Origin of the sequence: Caballeronia sordidicola, from assembly GCF_000729995.1 — a bacterium.
Taxonomy (GTDB): domain Bacteria; phylum Pseudomonadota; class Gammaproteobacteria; order Burkholderiales; family Burkholderiaceae; genus Caballeronia; species Caballeronia sordidicola_A.
Window position 1 is genome coordinate 23696 of record NZ_JNFG01000017.1, and the last position, 19378, is coordinate 43073.

Here is a 19378-nt window from a genome sequence, read left to right on the forward strand (position 1 = left end):
GATGGCTACGCTGTCGGCCCTTCTGCGGGGCGGCAGCGCGCGGGGTTTGCGCGTGGTCAGGATGCCTCATCGATTTCTCAGCGAAACAGGTAATACACACATGGCAACAACATCTCAAGACTTGAACAAAGCGGTCATCACATCGGTAGGCCTGGCGGTTGGCGGCGGCACGGCCAACAGCGTGCGCCCGGTTATCGCCGGCACGGCGACAGCGGGCATGACCATCGACGTGTTCGATGGCGTGCGCATGATCGGCACGGCAATCGCCAACGCAAACGGCGTCTGGTCGTTCACGCCGCCGGCCGATCTCAAGGCGGGCTCGCACTCGTTCACGGCAATTGCAGTCGATAGCAACGGCGACTTCGGCACCTCTTCCACGCCAATGTCCGTCACGGTGCCAAGCGGCACGCCGGTTGCACCGGCGAAGCCGATCGTGAACGGTATGACCGACGACGCAGGTCACGCGCTGACCAACCCGACTAACGACGCGCATCCAACGATGAGCGGCACCGGCACGCCGGGCGACACGATCACCATGTACGACGGCAATACGCCGATCGGTTCAACGATCATCGACAACACGGGTCACTGGGTAATCAAGCCGACCAAGGATCTGAACTCGGGCACGCACGATTTCTACGTGATTGAAACGAATCCGGCCAAGGTCCCGAGCGTGCCGTCGGACCACTATCCGGTGGTGATCGATACATCGATTCCCGCCGCGCCGGTCATCACGAGCGCGACTGACGCAGTCGGTCCGGTGCAGGGTCTGATCCCATCCGGCGGCACGACAGATGACGACAAGCCGACATTTGCGGGCACGGGCGTGAAGGGCGATATCGTCAAGCTGTACGACAAAGGCACGCTGATCGGTTCGGTGTTGGTGGATTCGAACGGCAAGTGGTCGATCAAGCCCACGAACGCGTTGAGCAACGGCGCCCACGACGTCTTCGCCACGGATACGAACACGCTCGGCACGACCAGCGGGGAATCGACACACTTCAAGTTCATCCTGGATACCACCACGCCGGCAACTCCCGCCGCGCCGATCCTGACAGACGACAACGGTGCAACGATTCCGGCAGGCAGCACAACCGCCGATGCGCATCCGCACATCAACGGCACGGGCACGGCGGGCGACATCATCAAGGTGTACGACAACGGCAATGTGATCGGTTCGACCACGGTAGGCGGAGACGGCAAGTGGACGTTCACCCCGTCGACTGACCTGTCCAACGGCACGCACAGCATCACGGTGGTGGATGTGAACCTGGCGGGTACGCCGAGCGCGGCTTCGAATGCAATCAGTGTGGTGATCGGGGTAAGCGTCCCGGATACGCCTCTAACGCCAGCCCTGTTTGACGACGGCATGAACGCCATTTTGGCAGGCGGCACAACCTACGACGTGCATCCAAAGATGTCGGGAGTAAACGTGCCCGGCTACATCGTTACCGTGTACGACGGAAATACGGTGTTGGGTTCGACAACGGTAAACGCAAACTACGGCTGGTCCTTCGCGTCGCCGAACTTGTCAACGGGCTCGCACAGCATCAGCGTGACCGTAACGAATGCGGCTGGCACGTCGAGCGCACACTCGCCATCCAAGGGCTTTTCGATCGACCCGTTACTGGCCTATCCGGTGATCACGTCGATAGTCGACTCGGTTGGACCCGTTCAAGGCAACATTGCGCAAAACGGCACGACCGATGATCCGCGTCCGGTAATGCACGGCACGGGCGTAGTAGGTGATGTGGTGACAGTAGCGGATAACGGAAAAACTATGGGATCAGCGGTCGTCGATGCAACGGGCCAGTGGACGCTGCAGCCGGGCACGAATTTGTCCAATGGCTTCCATAGTTTTGTAGCAATTGGGAAGCTTGTGTCCGATTGGTTGGGCGGGTGGAATATCACGGTCAACACAACAACGCCTGCCACGCCTGCCACTCCAATCCTGACAGACGACAACGGCGCTTTAATTCCGGCGGGCAGCACGACAGCCGACAATCATCCGCACATCAGCGGTACGGGCACGGCGGGTGACATCATCAAGGTGTACGACAACTACATTTTGATTGGTTCGACCACGATCGGCTCGAATGGGCAGTGGACGTTCACGCCGCCAAACTTGAGCGACGGGATCCACGCCTTTATCGTACAAGAAGTAACTTCGGCGGGCGCAATAAGCACACCGTCGGGCTCGATCAGCGTGGCTATCGATTCGAGCACGCCAACGCCGGCCAAGCCAGCTACTCCGACCCTGACAGACGACAACGGCGCGATCATTCCGGCGGGCAGCACGACGGCCGATGCGCATCCGCACATCAACGGCACGGGCAAGGCCGGCGACATCATCAAGGTGTACGACGGCAGCACAGTGATCGGTTCAACCACCATTGGCGGAGACGGCAAATGGTCGTTCACGCCCTCGCCGGAGCTCAGCGCGGGTGCGCACGATATTCATGTGATTGAGACGAACCCGGCGGGTGCACCGAGCCCGGCGTCCGATCCCGTTCACGTTGTGATCGACACAAGCACGCCTGCCACACCGGCGGTTCCGACCCTGACAGACGACAACGGCGCATTGATCCCTGCCGGCAGCACGACGGCGGACAATCATCCGCACATCAACGGTACGGGCAAAGCAGGCGACATCATTACGGTGTACGACGGCAGCACGGTGCTGGGCTCGACCACGATCGGCTCGAACGGTCAATGGACGTTCGCGTCGGGAAATATGTCGACGGGTTCGCACAGCATTAACGTGACGGAGACGAACGCGGCGGGCACGTCGAGCGCGCATTCGGGCAGCATCGGCTTTACGTACTCGAACGTGTCGGGGGCGCCGACGATCACAGGCATCCTGGACACCGTGGGCGCGGCCATGGTTGCAATTCCGAGCGGCGGTACGACCAACGGCAGCCATCCCACGGTCAGCGGCACGGGCACGGCGGGCAACATGGTCTACATCTACGAGAACAGTAACGGATGTGGCAGTGCGGTCGTGGATGGAACAGGCCATTGGTCTGTGACCATTCCTGGGGCCATGGGCGACGGTGTGCACGCCATGACAGCGACGCAGTTTGGCAGCGGACAGAGCGCAAGCGGATCCTCGAACACCTGGACCATCACAATCAACACGAGCGTGCCGGCTACACCAGTTACACCGACGTTGACCGACGACAACGGCGCGTCAATTCCAGCGGGCAGCACGACAGCGAATAATCATCCGCACATCAACGGTACGGGCAAGGCGGGCGACATCATCACGGTGTACGACGGCAACACGGTGCTGGGCTCGACCACGATCGGCTCGAACGGTCAATGGTCGTTCGCGTCGGGCAACATGTCGACGGGTTCGCACAGCATCAACGTGACGGAGACGAACGCGGCGGGTACGCCGAGCGCGCATTCGGGCAGCATCGGCTTCACGTACTCGAACGTGGCGGGAGCACCGACGATCACAGGCATCATGGATACTGTGGGCTCGGCCATGGTTGCAATTCCGGACGGCGGTATGACCAACGGTAGCCACCCCACGGTGAGCGGCACGGGCACGGCGGGCAACACGGTTTATATCTATCAGAACGGCACCGGGTGCGGCAACACCATTGTTGATGGAACAGGTCACTGGTCATTGACTATTTCCGGCGCCTTGGGCGACGGCGCACGCGCCATAACAGCGACCCAGTTCGCCAGCGGACAGAACCCAAGTGCGTCCTCGAACACCTGGATCATCACGATTAACACAAGTCCGCCTCCCGCGCCTGCCGTCCCATCCCTGAGTGACAACTACGGCTCGTGGATTACTGCAGGCTCCACGACAACCGATGGCCATCCGCACATCAGCGGCACGGGCGCGGGGGCAGGCGACGTCATCAGGGTGTACGACTACGGCACGCTCATCGGCTCGGCTCAGGTGGGTGGCGACGGCAGGTGGGTATTTACGCCGTCGACCGACTTATCCAAGGGCTCGCATAGCATCACGGTGGTGGATGTGAACGCGGCAGGTACGGCAAGTCCGGCTTCAGGGGCAATCGGCTTTGTAATCAGCGACGTACCCTACGTACCTCCCGTACCCACCGCACCGACGATCACATCGATAACTGATTCTGGAAAAATGGTTGACTCGAGCAGTTGGACTTCCCCCTACACCTGGGTTCTAGTCGCCGGAACCGGCACTCCGGGGGCATTTATTAGTATCTACTTGCATACAAAAAACGGCTCTAAAGCCTCGGCTACAAACTATTTATACGTCGTTGATAATACCGGTCATTGGCAATCCGGAGCGCGTGATTTCTACCTTATTCTTGGAACGACTGATTTCTTTGTAACGCAGACCATATCCAATGTAGAGAGCGCACCGTCGAGTGTTTGGGGGGTCGCCGTAGGCAATTATCAACAAACGCGCGACCTGACTGTCCATACTGATGACCAGTCGCAAGTAGCATTGGTTGGCGATTCGGATCAGTCCGCTCAGCAAACCAATCACCACACGGCTGTGGGTGAGCATGACGGTTTCGTGGGTAAGCTTGCCAATGGCAACGAGACCGTGGACCTTAACGCGGACCCTGCTTCCTACTTCAAGGAAAGCACCGCGCACATTCAGGGCGCAGGCGGCACTGCTATCGATACCCTGCACCTGACGGGCGACCATCAAGTGCTGGATCTGACCTCGCTGACGGGTAAAACCGCGGCGGCGAAGATATCCGGTATTGAAGTAGTGGATCTGGGCGGTCAGCACAACACGCTGAAACTGTCCCTCATCGATGTGCTGAATCTGGGCGAAACCGACCTGTTCCAGAAGGACGGCAAGCAGCAGATGATGGTTCAAGGCAAGGAAGGCGACACGGTGGACTTGTCGAACACGCATATTGCCGGTCTGGCTGACGGTGAATGGGCAGCGCACGGCACGGCAGTCGTTGGCGGTGTGACGTACAACGTCTACGAGCATTCGGGTGCGCATACCGAATTGCTGGTTCAGCAAGGTGTGCAGATCGTCGTGCATTAAGCCAAGTGAACGCCGCTTTCGCCAAATAGGGAAAGCGGGTTGATTCAGGCGACAAGAAAAACCGTTCCAGGAACTTCTGGAACGGTTTTTTGTTTTTGACTGCTCGCCCGTGTCTGACAAACTCAGCATGCAACGAAGTTCACGCTGCGCTTTAAATTCGCTGAAACCTGCAACAGGTTATTTCACCGTTCTTATGGCTTTGCCCGGCATGACCAAGTAACTTGGTCGTTCGATTGCGGTCCCGCCTCGCCTTGGCGTCGTGGTCAATGAAGCGAATACCGCCGCTCAAGATTCGCGCAATCTAAGGCGGAGGAAACCTTCCCCCTATTCGTGTCATGTTTGCATAACCAAAACCGGGTGGGCGCCGGCTTCTGTTCTCGACTGACGCATCGCCTGACATGCGCGCAATCGAATGCAGGCAAATGAATTGCCAAGTAGTCACCGCGTCGATTCTCTTAATAAAAGGATTCCCCCGATGCCTTCCGATTTTAACGTTCGCGTACAAGCAGTTATCACCGACGTGCAGGGTGTAACGAACGGCGGCACCATAACCAGCGAGAAACCGCTGATCGCTGGCAAAGCCGATCCTTTTGCGACTATCGACGTGTACGACGGCACAACGTTGCTCGGCGTGGTTGCGGCGAACGGACAAGGCGGCTGGTCGCTGCAACTTTCTACGCCACTTTTTGATGGCATTCATGATCTTTCCGCAGTTCAACTGAACGAGTTTGGCGTTGGCCCCAGCACAAGTTATTTCGCCATTACGGTTGATACGTCGGAAAGTGAGCAGGTGGCCCAAAACAATGACTCATTGTTCGAACGCACGCCCAGGGTTCTTGATAATCAAACAGGTAGCGATTTGCCGTATTTTCCGCCGAACCTTTTCAAACTTCACTCAGCGTCGTCCAACGCCAATACCGATGGTATCGTTGCTGACAAGACCGCTCACGGTCTTGTTGATTCAACCGGTGATCCGCTGCCCTATGTCAGGCAATCATCCGCGCCCCTGGAAAGTGGCAAGGGCTTCGACATGATTTCGTTCTTGGGAGACCACCAGGTTCTCAATCTGAACAATTTCACGGAGCACTCCGCCGCCGCCGCACAAACTCAAAGTGTTGTGGGTTTTGATCTCGGCGGCCACCACAACGCGTTGAAAGTATCGCTTGCCGACGTGCTTAGCCTGGGCGAGCAGGATCTTTTCATCGACGATGGAAAACAGCAATTGATTGTGAACGGCAAAGAGGGAGATTCCGTGGATCTGACCAGCTCGCATGTTGCGGGTTTGGCAGAAGGCGATTGGCACCATCATGGAACCGCGGAAGTGGGTGGCGTTCTTTACAACGTTGTCGAGCATTCGACCGCGAATACGGAATTACTCGTTGAACATTCGGTGCGAATTGAAATGCACTGAGGCGCAGGTGGCCATTTCGTTGTTCTGCTGTTTTGCTAAACAATCAGTGATCGGACCAACAAGCAAAAGGCCGTTCAAATTGTTGAACGGCCTTTGCACTTGATTACGCCGAACGTATTACTTGATCCGCTGCGCCAGCTCCACGGCTTTCCCAACATACGATCCTGGCGTCATGGCGAGAAGCAGGTTCTTGGCGTCATCGGGAATAGCGAGCCCTTTGATGATGGGATTGACCTTGTGCGGCATCGTCGATGAACCGATCTCTCCGGCTTTAGTCCGCTGCTTGAAATAGCCGACCGAAATGTAACCCCAGATATCGCGGTCCAGATCGAAAAGAATGGTGTTGGCGCGCGAGACGGCATCGAAGACCTCGGCCATGTAATCTTGCGGTTCAATCTGAGCAGATGATGGTCCAAGGCAAGGATGGCGACTCGGTGGACCTGCCGAACGCACAAATCACCGGTCTGGCTGACGGCGAATGGGCGCAGCACGGCACCGCGGTAGTCGGCGATGTGACGTACAAGGTCGTGGGGCATTCGAGTGCAAATGCGGAACTGCTGGTTGAGCACGAGGTGTGTATCGAATTGCATTGAATTTAACCCTTGTTCCAGCTCCGGACGCGTTGCGCCTCTGCTACAATTTCGTTACTACATTTGTAGCAAAGGAGGTTGAGATGAGCATGCCCGTCCGGATTGATGACGAGTTGTACGAGCAGGCGAAGGCCGATGCGTCGGCAGAACACCGATCAATCGCCGGCCAGATTGAATTTTGGGCAAAGATCGGACGCGCAGCGCTGGACAACCCGGATCTGCCAGCGTCGTTCATTGCCGAGTCTCTGATCTCGATGGCCGAACCGCGTGAACACTCCACACCGTTCGTGCCACGAGGCCGCAGGGCATGAGCTACGCGGTACGTCAAACGAGGCGTTTCGCAAGGCAATACAAGAAGCTTCACGACAACGTCGCTGCGGATGTTGACGAGGCAGTGGCTGTCGTCGCGGCCGATCCGGTTGCCGGCGAGCGAAAGAAAGGGGATTTGGTTGATTTGCTTGTGTACAAGTTTCGTTGCCAGGGGCAGTTGTTCCTGCTCGGCTACACGGTCGACGACGGACTACGATTGGTGTACCTCGAAGCGATCGGACCACACGAAAATTTCTATCGGGATCTGAAGCGATGAGCCCCTCGCGCGGTTAGGACGAGGTTGGCTCAATCCTTTTCACTCTCTTCAAGCCTTGCCGGCACGGATAAAAAAAGCCGCACGATCAATTCGAGCGGCTTCAGTGCCGAGCCGAAAGCGGCGTATTACTTGATCCGCTGCGCCAGCTCCACGGCTTTCCCAACATAGGACCCCGGCTTCATGGCGAGCAACAGGTTCTTGGCGTCATCGGGAATAGCGAGCCCTTTGATAAACGTCTGCAAGCCTTCCTGCGTGATCCCTTTGCCGCGCGTCAGTTCCTTCAACTGCTCGTAGGGGTTTTCGATGCCATAACGGCGCATCACTGTTTGAATCGGCTCGGCCAGCACTTCCCAGCAATTATCCAGGTCTTCATTCAGCCGCGCGGCATTGACTTCGAGCTTGTCCAGTCCGCGAATCAGCGAGTCATAAGACAGAAGTGAATATCCCAGCGCGACGCCGATATTGCGCAGCACGGTCGAATCCGTTAAGTCGCGCTGCCAGCGGGAGATCGGGAGTTTATCGGCGAGATGGCGCAGCAGCGCATTCGCCATGCCGAGATTGCCTTCCGAATTCTCGAAGTCGATGGGATTGACCTTGTGCGGCATTGTCGATGAACCGATCTCTCCGGCTTTAGTCCGCTGCTTGAAATAGCCGACCGAAATGTAACCCCAGATATCGCGGTCCAGATCGAGAAGAATCGTATTCGCGCGCGAGATGGCATCGAAGAGTTCGGCCATGTAATCGTGCGGTTCAATCTGGATGGTGTAGGGATTGAACGTCAACTTCAGCCGGTCTTCCACGACCGCTTCGGAGAACGCTTCCCAATCGAATTCCGGATACGCCGATAAATGCGCGTTGTAGTTCCCCACGGCGCCATTCATCTTCGCCAGAACCGGCACTTCGGCAATCCGTTCAATCGCCTGCTGAAGCCGCGCCGCCACGTTCGCCATTTCCTTGCCGAGCGTGGTCGGACTTGCCGGCTGGCCGTGCGTGCGCGAGAGCATGGGTTGCGCGGCGTGCGTGTGGGCGAGCTTTACCAGGCGCTCATGCACCGAGCGCAGTGCCGGGAGGATCACGTGTTCGCGCGCGCCGTCGAGCATCATGCCGTGCGACGTGTTGTTGATGTCTTCCGAGGTGCAAGCAAAGTGGATGAACTCGCTCGCGCGTTCAAGTTCCGCATTGCCTTTCACGGATTCCTTGAGCCAGTATTCGACGGCTTTCACGTCGTGATTCGTGACTTTCTCAATGTCCTTGATCCGGGCGGCGTCGTGAGCGGTGAAGCGTTCGGCGAGCTGGAGCAAGAAGTCTTCGGCGGCGTCGGAGAAACGCGGGATTTCATCGAAACCGGCTTGCGACAGCGCGATCAGCCAATGAATTTCCACCTTCACGCGATGCTTCATGAACGCGGATTCGGACAGCCAGTCCCGCAGCGCTTCGGTTTTAGCGGCATAACGGCCGTCGAGAGGAGACAGCGCGGTGAGCGCGAAGAGGGTATCGGGACGGGTATCGGACATGGGCAACCGCGAAGAAAAGGCGAAAGGGAAGGCACTATTTTAACATTTGCAAACCGCGTGCTGATCGACACCGGCTTCATCCTGCTGACAAGCGACCATCCTCCGCACTATGTGCTAGCATTGCAGTCAATGACAGCAGACGGAGGACTCAATGGCCACGCTGACAATTCGCAATCTGGACGAACAAGTAAAGGCTTTGCTTCGTGTTGAAGCGGCGCGGCATGGCCGGTCGATGGAGGAAGAGGTACGAGTGATCCTGCAAAATGCGTTAGCAGGCACTGCAAACGTGACGGGTTTCGGCAGCCGTGTGCACCAACGCTTTGCGAGCCTCGCAGACAAGGGCCTGACAATACCGGATCGCACGGAACAGCCACGGGCCGCTGAGTTTCCGGAATGATCATTCTGGATACGAACGTCTTGTCGGAGCTCATGCGCGCCAACCCCGACGAAAATGTGCTGGCTTGGCTGGACGTCCAGAACATGCAGGACCTGCAAACCACGGCCGTCACTGTCGCCGAACTGTTTTACGGTGTTCAGAGGCTTCCGCACGGCCGACGCAAATCCGCGCTGCGCGGCGCAATCGAATCGATGCTCGACGGCGAACTCGCCGGCAAGGTACTGCCTTTCGATGATCATTCCGCACGTCAATACGCCATGCTCGTAGCCGAACGCGAGGCGCAAGGCCGGCCGATCAGTTCCGCCGATGCGCAGATCGCCGCAATCTGCCACAGCCGCGACGCGGCGCTCGCGACGCGAAACGGCAAGGACTTCGAAGGAACGGGCGTCTTGGTCATCGATCCCTGGACTGCAGATGTAGAGTAACGCGCTGCGCTTGTTTGCTGCGATTACCTGTTCCGCAACGCCCGATCCAGCGCCTCCAGTTGCGCCGCGGTACCAATGTTCTCCCATCGTCCTTCGAACAGCTCGCCGGTAGCGCGTCCGGCCGCAACAGTCTCCTGGTAATACGGCGTCAACGCTCGCCGCGTGTTGGGAGCGAGATCGCGAAACATGCGTGTATCGTACAAACCGATGTTGCCGAACGTGTAGCGCGCCGCGCCATCGAGGGCAAGCGTGCCGTTGGGATTGAGCGCGAAGTCCCCAAGTGTATGAAACGGCGGATTCGGCACCATCACCAGATGCATTTCCGGCTCGGATGCAAGCGCCATCGAGGGCGCGCGTGCCCGCAAACTTGCGTAATCGAAATCGCAAAAAACATCGCCGCTGACGGCCAGGAAAATCGCCGGCTCACCTTGCGTTTCCAGTAGCGGCAAAGCCTTGGCAATCCCGCCCGCCGTCTCCAGCGCGTGCATCTCGTGCGAATAACGAATCTCGACACCCCATCGCGAACCGTTGCCAAGATTCGATTGCAGCATCCGCCCAAGCCACGCGTGATTAATCACGATGACTTTAAAACCCGCCGCCGCCAGCCGTTCAATCTGCCAGACGATCAACGCTTTGCCGCCCACTTTCAGGAGCGGCTTGGGACACGTATCCGTCAACGGACGCATGCGTTCGCCGCGCCCGGCGGCGAAAATCATTGCAGTATTCAAGGCGCTCATCAAAACGTATATCCCACATCCACGGCGCGGCCTTCCAGCGTATCGAGCAATCGCGCAAACGGGCGCAACGGCCTGTAGCGCTCGGAAACTTTCCTCGCATAGCCAATAAATCGCGGCAGATCAGCCAGATACTGCGGTTTGCCATCGCGATGATAAATCCGCGCAAACAGCCCCAGCACCTTGATATGCCGCTGCAATCCCATCCATTCGATCTGCCGGTAGAACTCGCCGAAGTCCGCATCCACCGGCAAGCCGGCCTTGCGCGCGCCTTCCCAGTAGTACACGAAGCAGTCTAGCTCGAACTCTTCTTCCCAGCTCACGAACGCGTCGCGCAACAGCGAAGCGATGTCATACGTCAACGGTCCAAACACTGCGTCCTGGAAATCGAGCACGCCGGGATTCGGCTCGCAGATCATCAGGTTGCGCGGCATGAAGTCGCGCAGCATGAAACCCTGCGGCTGGGCCAAAGCGCTTTGAACGAGCACGTTGAACGTATCGTCGAGCACCTTGCGTTCGGCCGTGTCCAGCGTGTGGCCGAGATGCCGCGCCACGAACCACTCGGGCATCAATTCCATTTCACGACGCAGGAATGCTTCATCGAACGCGGGCAGAACGCCCTCACGCGAGCTGACCTGAAATTTGATCAATGTATCAATGGCCGAGCGCATCAGCGGCCGGGCATTTTTTTCATCGAGGACGGAAAGATAGGTCGTGGTGCCGAGATCCGTCACCAGCATGAAGCCGGCATCGAAATCCGTTTCCAGGATCTGCGGCACATGCACGCCGGCTTCGCGCAGCAAGCCGGCTACCTGGACGAACTCGCGGCACTTCTCAGGCGGCGGGGCATCGACGGCAATCAGCGTGTTGCCGTGCTCGCTGTCAGCAGCCAACCGGAAATAGCGCCGGAAACTGGCGTCGGTGGAAGCGGGGACAAGCGTGGAAAGATCCAGCCGATACCGCTCGCAAAGGGGAAACAACCAGTCGTGGAGCTGGGTAAGGCGAAAATCCGGGGGATTGGGCGTCATAAACTCGAGGGGTGAAACGTCTTGCCATATAATACCCCACGACTTTTTTAAGCATTCCGTTTGCGCCCGGCGCGAAGCCTGCGGCAGGCCATAAAGGCTGCCGTTGGCCGAGATCACCGCCCGTTCCATCCATCGATCGATTCATTTTCGTTCGCAGCGAACCGTCAACTCCGGTGGCGCGAGTTCCGGTGGCTGTGCCCGGGTGCTCTCGTCGAGCGCGGGGCGCGGGCGCGATTGAACAGCACTCAAACATGCCGCCACGACAGTTTTCCAAACCAGTTCCCTTGCGCGAAGCGCGGCCACGCAGGCGGCGGCTGTTCGCGGCATTGTTAGCCGTGCCGGGTCTCATGCCCGCGCTTGCGCACGCGCAGCTTTCGGGTGCGGCAGCCGATACGCAGCCGCTCGGCGACCCGTGGAGCCTGCGGCTCGCGCCGCAACTCGAAGAACGGCCGCTGAAGCAAGGCAGCCAGCCGGCTACGTTCGTCCTCGGCGACCACACCACGGGCACGGCCGACCAGGACATGGCCGCGAAGGGTTCGGCCGAATTGCGCCGCAATGTCTCGGTGATCAAGTCGGATGCGCTGCATTACGACCAGGACACCGACATGGCCGATGCTTACGGTCATGTCAGGATCTTCAGCAACGGCAATACGTTCATCGGCCCGGAAGCGCACTTGAAGGTGGAGGCGAACGAGGGTTACATGACGAACCCGAAGTACCGCTTCAATCTCTCGAACGGCTCGGGCAGCGCGCAGCGCGCGGACCTGATCGATGACGAACAAACGAAGGTTGATCACGGTACCTACACGGCGTGTTCGTGCGAGACCGATCCGGCCTGGTACATCAAGGGCACGTCGTTCGACTTCGATACCGGCGCGAACGAAGGCGTCGCGCATAACGGCGTGCTGTTTTTCCAGGGCTTCCCGGTATTCGCGAGCCCGTGGTTGTCGTTCCCGCTGACCAGCGAACGGCGCAGCGGCATCTTGCCGCCCACGGTGTCGGTGAATTCGACCACCGGTTTTGAAGTGGAGATGCCGTACTACTTCAATATCGCGCCGAATCGCGACCTGGTGGTCACGCCGCGCCTGATGACACGGCGCGGGATCCAGATCCAGTCGACGTTCCGGTATTTGTCGCCGACTTATTCGGGCACGATCACCGGCGAATTTTTGCCGCAGGACCTGCAGACGCATACGAACCGCTATGCGATCTACATCCAGCACCAGCAGAACTTCGGCGGTGGTTTCGGCGCGTATATCAACTACAACAAGGTCTCGGACAATCAGTATCCGGAAGACCTGGGCAACGCCTCGAACCAGATCATCAACGGCACGCAGGTGCTGTATCAGCAGGAAGTCGGGGTCACGTACAACAACGGGCCGTGGTCGATTCTCGCGCACGAACAGCGCTGGCAGGTGTTGCCGCCGGCGACCTCGCCGTACGCTCGCGAACCGCAGTTGAACGTCCTGTACAACAAGTACAACGTCGGCGGTTTCGACTACGGCGCGGAAGCGGATTACACGCGCTTTACGACGACCATCGCGGACTCCACGGAAGGCCAGCGGGTCGTTTTCAATCCCTACCTGAGCTACAGCGTCACCGGACCGGGTTATTTCGTTACGCCGAAGATCCAGTATCACTTCGCGTCGTACGACTTGAACCAGATTGGCAGCGCGGCCAACGGCACGCCCGCGGGCCAGCCGAAGAACCTGTCGGAATCCATTCCCACGGTCAGCTTCGACACCGGCCTCGTGTTCGACCGCTCGGTGCGCATCTTCGGGCAGGATTACATCCAGACCCTGGAGCCGCGCCTGTATTACGTGTACACGCCGTACCGTAACCAGGAATTCGCGCCGATCTTCGACACCGGCCAGTCGGACTTCAGCCTCGCTGAAATCTACACGCCGAACACGTACGCAGGTAACGACCGCATTGCCGACGCCAACCGTCTGACGGTGGGCCTGACTTCGCGTTTCATCAACCCGGCGACGGGCGACGAACGTGCGCGTTTTGTGATCGCGCAGCAGTATTATTTCCAGCCGCAGCGCGTCACGATCACGGAAGGCCAGCCGCTTGACCAGGCGAAGCACTCGGACTTGATCCTGGGCGCGTCCTTCAAGCTGGGCGCTGGTTTTTCACAGGAAACTGCGTTCCAATATAATGCCGATAACAACCAGTTGGTGCGCTCCAGCATTGGTTTCGGGTTCAGCCCGGCGGCGCGCGAAGTCATCAATATTGGATATAGATACACGCGGGCGAACGAGACCACGCTGTCCACCTCGCCGATCAACCAGATTCTGGTTTCGGCGCAATGGCCACTATCGCGACACATTTATAGCGTCGCCCGGGTGAACTACGATCTGGCAGGCCATCGTCTCGTCGACGGGCTGCTGGGCTTCCAGTACGATGCCGACTGCTGGACTCTGGGCATCGGCTTGCAGCGTTACGCAAACGGTGTCACCGAGACCGGAAGTAACACTGCCGGGACGCGTATTCTCGCTCAAATGACGTTCAAGGGCTTGTCGAACGTCGATAATGGCCTGACCGCAGCGTTCCGCGCCGGCGTCAACGGTTACACGCCGCCACCGCCGCCGCCCGCACCGCTCGCGCGTTACACGAATTACGAATGAGCGTGCGGAGTGTGTGTGCCGAAGGGTATGCGGTACGCCGTGGGCAATAGGGCAAGGGCAATAGGGCAACAGGCAACAGGGTCGGTCACCGGCCGCAATCGATGGAGTATCTGTGTCAAACATGAATAAGTTGAAGTGCGCAATGTTCGCGGCAGGTGTTTTCGCCGTAGCTTTACTGGCCGGCCCGGCCGCGCACGCTCAGGCGCTGTCGGCCACGACAACGGCCGGCGGCGCGCAGATTGCAGACTCTGTCGTCGCGGTAGTGAACAATGACGTCATCACGGAACGTGAACTCGCCGACCGCACAGGTCTGATCGTGCGCCGCCTGCAACAGCAGAACGCGCCGGTTCCCCCCGCGGATCAGTTGCAACGGCAGGTGCTCGACCAGATGGTGATCGAGCGCATCCAGTTGCAGAAGGCGAAGGAAGACAACATCACGGTTGACGACGCCACCGTGCAACGCACGCTCGAGCGTCTCGCGCAGCAAAACAACATGACGTTCGATGTGTACCGCGCGCGCATCGAGTCGCAAGGGGTGCCCTGGACGACGTTCCAGCGCGATGCCCGCACCGAGCTGACGCTGTCGAAACTGCGTGAGAAAGAGGTGGATAGCAAGATCACGGTGTCGGACGGCGAAGTGGCCAACTACGTTGCCAGCCAGCGCGGACCGAACGCCCGCCAGTCGAACGACCTGCATCTCCAGCACATCATGTTCAAGGTTCCGGACAACGCGTCGCAGGCTGATATTGCCGCTATCCAGGCGAAGGCCGACGCCGTGTTGAAAGACGCGCAAAGTGGATCGGACTTTACCAAACTGGCGAAGAACAATACGCAGGATACCGACGCGGCCAAGGGCGGCGACCTCGGTTTCCGCACGCAGGCTTCGCTGCCGGCTGACATTGTGAACGCGGTTGCAACGCTGCGTCCGAACGAGGTGAATCCGCAACTGATTCGCACTGCCGGCGGTTTTGAGGTCATCAAATTGGTGGACCGCCGCGTGGGCCAGGGCCAGGCCGCCGATGCCCCGAAGCTCGTGCAAACCCACGTCCGACACATCTTGCTGCGCGTAGCCGACGGCGTGTCCGAAGCGGCGGCTCGTCAGAAGCTGCTGGACATCAAGAGTGACGTTGCAAAGGGCGGCGATTTCGCCAACTTCGCGCGGACCTATTCGCAGGACGGTTCAGCGTCGCAAGGCGGCGATCTCGGCTGGATCAGCCCGGGTGAAACCGTGCCGGAATTCGAGCGCGCCATGAACAACCTGAAAGACAACCAGGTCAGCGACCCGGTCCGCAGCGAGTACGGTTATCACTTGATCCAGGTGCTGGCACGCCGCGATGCGGAAGGTTCGGTGCAGCAGCAACTCGATACGGCACGTCAGGCGATCGGCCAGCGCAAGGCCGAGCAAGCGTATTCCGACTGGCTGCGTGAACTGCGCGACACCGCGTATGTGCAGTACAAGGGTGTTGCGGCTCAGCAAGCGCTGAACCAGTAAAGCAAAGGCCTTGGCCAGATGAACGCAGTGAACCGCCCACTTTCCTCAGTGTCAATTGCCATTACCACCGGGGAACCGGCGGGCGTGGGACCTGAGTTGACGGTGGCGGCGCTGTCTGAGGCGGCGCAGCGCTGGCCGTCGGTGCGGTTTACCGTGCTCGGCGACCGGGAACTGATGGCTGAGAGGGCTGGTTCATCGCCGTGGCTGTCTAATGACGCGGCAATCGAGATCGAGCATCACGCGCTCAGTACGCCTGTCACCGCAGGCAAGCTGAATGCAGCCAACGGGCGCTACGTGCTCGGCTTGCTTGATACGGCTATTGACGGAGCAGTGAGCGGGCGTTTCGACGCCATCGTCACTGCGCCGCTGCAGAAAAGCACCATCAACGACGCCGGTGTTCCGTTCACCGGCCACACCGAATATCTCGCTGAACGCACCCATACGCCGCGCGTCGTCATGATGCTGGCGGGCATGGGCGACAAGCCGTTGCGCGTCGCGCTGGCCACCACCCATCTGCCGCTGAAAGATGTCTCGGCGGCGCTGACGGTGGAGGGGATTGTCGAGACGCTGAGCATTATCGATCGCGATCTGAAAGCGCTGTTCGGTCTGCCGAAGCCACGCATCCTGGTCACCGGGCTCAACCCGCACGCGGGCGAAAACGGTTATCTGGGCCGCGAGGAAATCGATGTCATCACGCCTGCGCTGATACGGGCACGTGAGTTGGGTATCGACGCCCCCGGTCCCTATCCGGCAGATACGCTGTTCCAGCCGCGTTATCTTAAAGACGCCGACTGCGTGTTGGCCATGTTCCACGACCAAGGTTTGCCGGTCCTGAAATTCGCCACGTTCGGCGAAGGCATCAACATCACGCTTGGGCTGCCAATCATCCGCACGTCGGTCGATCACGGCACCGCGCTCGACCTCGCCGGCACCGGCCGCGCTGATCCGGGCAGCTTGATCGTGGCTATCGACACAGCCGTTGCCATGGCGCGCCATCGTCGCGCGGCCTGATTGCTTTTGCGTGATCCCCTGTCTCATTCCTTTTCATTGCGGTTTTAATCGGCTTCTCCGATGTCCATCAAGCACCAGGGCCACTTCGCGCGCAAGCGCTTCGGGCAGAACTTCCTCGTCGATCAAGGCGTGATCGATTCGATCGTCGATACCATCGCGCCCAAGCGCGGCGAACGCATGGTCGAGATCGGCCCGGGTCTTGCCGCGCTCACCGCGCCGCTGATCGAACGGCTCTCCACGCCTGAGTCGCCCTTGCACGCGGTGGAGCTTGATCGTGACCTGATCGGGCGGCTCGAGAAGCGATTCGGCAATCTGCTGGCGCTGCATGCCGGCGACGCCCTCGCATTCGACTTTGGTTCGCTCGCGCTGGAAGGCGAAAAACCGTCGCTGCGGATTGTCGGGAATCTGCCGTACAACATTTCCAGTCCGCTGCTGTTTCACCTGACCGCGTTCGCGCCAAAAGTTATCGATCAGCATTTCATGCTGCAGGATGAAGTCGTGGACCGGATGATCGCCGAGCCGGGGAACAAGGATTTTGGCCGGCTAACGGTGATGCTTCAGTACCGGTATGCAATCGATAAACTCATCGACGTTCCTCCCGAATCGTTCAATCCGCCGCCGAAGGTGAATTCCGCGATCGTGCGGATGATTCCCTTCGCGCCGCATGAGTTGCCGGACGTGGACGACAAAGTGCTCGGCGAAGTCGTGCTCGCGGCGTTCTCGCAGCGTCGCAAGATGATGCGCAACACGTTGGGTGTGTATCGCGATCGCGTGGATTTCGATGCGCTGGGATTCGACCTTTCACGGCGTGCGGAAGAAGTGCCCGTGGCCGAATTCGTGAAGTTGGCGCAAGTGGTGAAGGCGGCGCAGTAGCCGCTGCTGAGGCTTCCGAAGCCGCAGGCGGATTTCGATGGCGTGTGCCGTGGGGCTGTTGACGGCCTGCGCCGCGCCGGTCGCGCCAAAGCGGTTTTATCAGGCTGCGATCGCGCCTGCGGCCACTGATCTCATCTTTTCTATCTCACTATTCCGGGTTCGCTTCCGCGAACCGCGCGACCTCCGTTCCGCTTCTCCTTTCTCCTCGTCCCCATGCGGCTTCCGCATTCTTCCAATGCATGGAATGCACTGGAGTTAATCCTCTCGTTAGTCTCAAATTGGCAGCGCAAACGCGCTGCAGACCCTTATAAAGGGCTTCCGCTTTAGCGGCGTGACGCGGATGCATTGGAGATGGGCAACGACTTCTTTGATTCGTGGCGATACAGGCGAGGCCTGATCGTCGCATGACGACATCACAAGGAGACGTATGAACAGGTCGGGACAACTTAAAAGAAAGGGCAATTGGTGGCGGATGAGTTGCGCATTGCTGCCCGCCGCGTTCGCCGGCGAAACGAGCCACGCGCAATCCAGCGTCACGCTCTACGGTATTGCCGACGTGAGCGTGCGGTATCTGTCCAACGCCGACACGCAGGGTAACGGCCGCTTCCTGATGGGACCCGGCGGCATGAGCGAGAGCCGCTGGGGGATCAAGGGCGTCGAAGACCTGGGCGGTGGCTGGTCGACCACTTTCAAGCTCGAAAACCGCTTCTTCCTGAACAACGGCCAGAGCGATCCCACCATGCCGTTTTTCAATGAAGCGCAAATCGGATTGCAATCATCGACGTATGGGCAGGTCGTGTTGGGCCGTCAGTACAACGTGATGATCGAAGGGATCACCATGGGCGGGTACTCCAGCAATCCATGGATTCCGTACGACTTCAACTTCCAGCCCGAAGTGACCATGACTGGCGACATCTGGAGCAGCAACCAGATCCAGTATCACGGTAAGTACAAGGACTTCCGCATTTCGACTGCGTATTCGTTTAGCGGCAACGCCGGCCATATGGCATACGGCAGCCAGTACGGCGTGGCTGCAGCCTACGCGCCCGCAAACGGCCCGTTCACGCTCGGCGGTGCGTTCAAGGAGACGAAGGACTCTATCAACGGCAGCAACGCCAAGGCGTGGACGGTCGGTGGTTCGTACACGTGGGACAAGACGCGTTTTGCGCTGGGTTATATCGTCAATCAGAACGACAAGGGGTTCTCCACTTTTGCCAATGGACCGTTCGCCGCGCCCGGACTCGCTGCACTGAAATATTCCGACTTCAAGAAGCGCAGGATGATTCTCGGCGGCATTACGCAGCAAGCCGGAGTGTGGCATTTCGCCGGAAACGTGTGGCGCACGCTGCAAGACGGCAAGACCCAACCGATGGACGGCTCGGCGTGGCAATTCCAACTGGTCGCCGATTACGACCTGTCCAAGCGCACCGACGTGTATCTGGAAACCGATTATTCACTCTATAGGGGCGATCTGATCGGGACACAGTTGCAAGGCGTGAACGCCGTCGGCCTCGCGCAGAAAAGCACGCAGCTTGGCGTGATGGCCGGGATCCGGCATAAGTTCTGAGTGCACCGGGAGACCGGCGGCATTCGACGCGCAATGCTGCCGGTTGTTTGCGAACGTTCTGCGCGGGTATGCGCGGCTCCGTGGCAGAGCGAGATGGTATAACCACCCGCCT

15 protein-coding genes and 1 pseudogene are annotated in these 19378 nt (G+C 59.2%); 12 read left to right on the top strand and 4 right to left on the bottom strand.

Annotation, left to right across the window (positions count from 1 at the left end; translation table 11 throughout):
* Nucleotides 1–100 precede the first annotated feature (100 nt).
* Together FH08_RS0117160 and FH08_RS51380 are read left to right on the top strand one after the other, a co-directional pair.
* Nucleotides 101–5008, top strand: a complete 4908-nt coding sequence (locus FH08_RS0117160; protein WP_160172480.1) for an Ig-like domain-containing protein — start codon at nt 101–103, stop codon at nt 5006–5008.
* 475 nt (nt 5009–5483) lie between these two features.
* Nucleotides 5484–6419 (top strand): Ig-like domain-containing protein, encoded by a 936-nt coding sequence (locus FH08_RS51380; protein WP_051888335.1) that lies wholly within the window; start codon nt 5484–5486, stop codon nt 6417–6419.
* Between the two features lie 117 nt (nt 6420–6536).
* Here FH08_RS51380 and FH08_RS0117170 read toward each other — a convergent pair.
* Nucleotides 6537–6830 (bottom strand): annotated as a pseudogene (locus tag FH08_RS0117170) (lyase family protein); the annotation flags it as partial.
* Here FH08_RS0117170 and FH08_RS52580 point away from each other — a divergent pair.
* The 3 genes from FH08_RS52580 to FH08_RS0117185 all read left to right on the top strand — a co-directional run bounded on the left by FH08_RS52580 (nt 6827) and on the right by FH08_RS0117185 (nt 7595).
* Nucleotides 6827–7012, top strand: a complete 186-nt coding sequence (locus tag FH08_RS52580; RefSeq protein ID WP_031359507.1) for a hypothetical protein — start codon at nt 6827–6829, stop codon at nt 7010–7012. The pseudogene FH08_RS0117170 and the gene FH08_RS52580 sit on opposite strands and share 4 nt — an antisense overlap.
* A gap of 80 nt (nt 7013–7092) precedes the next feature.
* On the top strand, nt 7093–7320 hold the full coding sequence (locus FH08_RS0117180) for a ParD-like family protein (protein WP_031359508.1): 228 nt from the start codon (nt 7093–7095) through the stop codon (nt 7318–7320).
* Complete coding sequence (locus FH08_RS0117185) at nt 7317–7595, top strand: type II toxin-antitoxin system RelE/ParE family toxin (protein ID WP_031359509.1); 279 nt, start codon at nt 7317–7319, stop codon at nt 7593–7595. The genes FH08_RS0117180 and FH08_RS0117185 overlap by 4 nt, the downstream gene beginning before the upstream one ends.
* 125 nt (nt 7596–7720) lie before the next feature.
* Here FH08_RS0117185 and purB read toward each other — a convergent pair whose 3' ends face one another.
* Nucleotides 7721–9109 carry an adenylosuccinate lyase gene (purB, locus tag FH08_RS0117190; RefSeq protein WP_031359510.1) on the bottom strand — a complete coding sequence of 463 codons (1389 nt, stop codon included), beginning with the start codon at nt 9107–9109 and terminating at the stop codon, nt 7721–7723.
* Between the two features lie 151 nt (nt 9110–9260).
* On the opposite strand from purB, the gene FH08_RS0117195 reads away from it, so the two are divergent.
* Complete coding sequence (locus FH08_RS0117195; protein ID WP_031359511.1) at nt 9261–9506, top strand: FitA-like ribbon-helix-helix domain-containing protein; 246 nt, start codon at nt 9261–9263, stop codon at nt 9504–9506.
* Nucleotides 9503–9931 carry a type II toxin-antitoxin system VapC family toxin gene (locus FH08_RS0117200; RefSeq protein WP_031359512.1) on the top strand — a complete coding sequence of 143 codons (429 nt, stop codon included), beginning with the start codon at nt 9503–9505 and terminating at the stop codon, nt 9929–9931. Before FH08_RS0117195 ends, FH08_RS0117200 begins: the two co-directional genes overlap by 4 nt.
* A 23-nt stretch (nt 9932–9954) precedes the next feature.
* Here FH08_RS0117200 and murU read toward each other — a convergent pair whose 3' ends face one another.
* A complete protein-coding gene (gene murU, locus FH08_RS0117205) occupies nt 9955–10668 on the bottom strand; it encodes an N-acetylmuramate alpha-1-phosphate uridylyltransferase MurU (protein ID WP_419178014.1) in 714 nt (237 codons plus the stop codon).
* Nucleotides 10668–11693, bottom strand: coding sequence for an aminoglycoside phosphotransferase family protein (locus FH08_RS0117210; protein ID WP_031359514.1), 1026 nt, complete (start codon nt 11691–11693; stop codon nt 10668–10670). Before FH08_RS0117210 ends, murU begins: the two co-directional genes overlap by 1 nt.
* Nucleotides 11694–11944: 251 nt before the next feature.
* On the opposite strand from FH08_RS0117210, the gene FH08_RS0117215 reads away from it, so the two are divergent.
* The 5 genes from FH08_RS0117215 to FH08_RS0117235 all read left to right on the top strand — a co-directional run bounded on the left by FH08_RS0117215 (nt 11945) and on the right by FH08_RS0117235 (nt 19266).
* Nucleotides 11945–14323: an LPS-assembly protein LptD gene (locus FH08_RS0117215; RefSeq protein WP_031359515.1), complete on the top strand. Its 2379-nt coding sequence runs from the start codon at nt 11945–11947 to the stop codon at nt 14321–14323.
* Between the two features lie 121 nt (nt 14324–14444).
* Entirely contained in the window at nt 14445–15815 is a 1371-nt protein-coding gene (locus FH08_RS0117220) for a peptidylprolyl isomerase (RefSeq protein WP_081889501.1), read from the top strand.
* Nucleotides 15816–15833: 18 nt separating this feature from the next.
* Nucleotides 15834–16826, top strand: a complete 993-nt coding sequence (gene pdxA, locus FH08_RS0117225) for a 4-hydroxythreonine-4-phosphate dehydrogenase PdxA (protein ID WP_031359517.1) — start codon at nt 15834–15836, stop codon at nt 16824–16826.
* Between the two features lie 60 nt (nt 16827–16886).
* Entirely contained in the window at nt 16887–17699 is an 813-nt protein-coding gene (rsmA, locus tag FH08_RS0117230; protein ID WP_031359518.1) for a 16S rRNA (adenine(1518)-N(6)/adenine(1519)-N(6))-dimethyltransferase RsmA, read from the top strand.
* 472 nt (nt 17700–18171) lie between these two features.
* Nucleotides 18172–19266: a porin gene (locus FH08_RS0117235; RefSeq protein ID WP_152602862.1), complete on the top strand. Its 1095-nt coding sequence runs from the start codon at nt 18172–18174 to the stop codon at nt 19264–19266.
* Nucleotides 19267–19378: the final 112 nt, after the last annotated feature.

Bases quoted from the DNA above. Each gene is read 5' to 3' on its own strand.
- FH08_RS0117160 (WP_160172480.1), top strand. From the start codon at position 101: ATGGCAACAACATCTCAAGACTTGAACAAAGCGGTCATCACATCGGTA.
- FH08_RS51380 (WP_051888335.1), top strand. From the start codon at position 5,484: ATGCCTTCCGATTTTAACGTTCGCGTACAAGCAGTTATCACCGACGTG.
- FH08_RS52580 (WP_031359507.1), top strand. From the start codon at position 6,827: ATGGTCCAAGGCAAGGATGGCGACTCGGTGGACCTGCCGAACGCACAA.
- FH08_RS0117180 (WP_031359508.1), top strand. From the start codon at position 7,093: ATGAGCATGCCCGTCCGGATTGATGACGAGTTGTACGAGCAGGCGAAG.
- FH08_RS0117185 (WP_031359509.1), top strand. From the start codon at position 7,317: ATGAGCTACGCGGTACGTCAAACGAGGCGTTTCGCAAGGCAATACAAG.
- purB (WP_031359510.1), bottom strand. From the start codon at position 9,109: ATGTCCGATACCCGTCCCGATACCCTCTTCGCGCTCACCGCGCTGTCT.
- FH08_RS0117195 (WP_031359511.1), top strand. From the start codon at position 9,261: ATGGCCACGCTGACAATTCGCAATCTGGACGAACAAGTAAAGGCTTTG.
- FH08_RS0117200 (WP_031359512.1), top strand. From the start codon at position 9,503: ATGATCATTCTGGATACGAACGTCTTGTCGGAGCTCATGCGCGCCAAC.
- murU (WP_419178014.1), bottom strand. From the start codon at position 10,668: ATGAGCGCCTTGAATACTGCAATGATTTTCGCCGCCGGGCGCGGCGAA.
- FH08_RS0117210 (WP_031359514.1), bottom strand. From the start codon at position 11,693: ATGACGCCCAATCCCCCGGATTTTCGCCTTACCCAGCTCCACGACTGG.
- FH08_RS0117215 (WP_031359515.1), top strand. From the start codon at position 11,945: ATGCCGCCACGACAGTTTTCCAAACCAGTTCCCTTGCGCGAAGCGCGG.
- FH08_RS0117220 (WP_081889501.1), top strand. From the start codon at position 14,445: ATGAATAAGTTGAAGTGCGCAATGTTCGCGGCAGGTGTTTTCGCCGTA.
- pdxA (WP_031359517.1), top strand. From the start codon at position 15,834: ATGAACGCAGTGAACCGCCCACTTTCCTCAGTGTCAATTGCCATTACC.
- rsmA (WP_031359518.1), top strand. From the start codon at position 16,887: ATGTCCATCAAGCACCAGGGCCACTTCGCGCGCAAGCGCTTCGGGCAG.
- FH08_RS0117235 (WP_152602862.1), top strand. From the start codon at position 18,172: ATGAGTTGCGCATTGCTGCCCGCCGCGTTCGCCGGCGAAACGAGCCAC.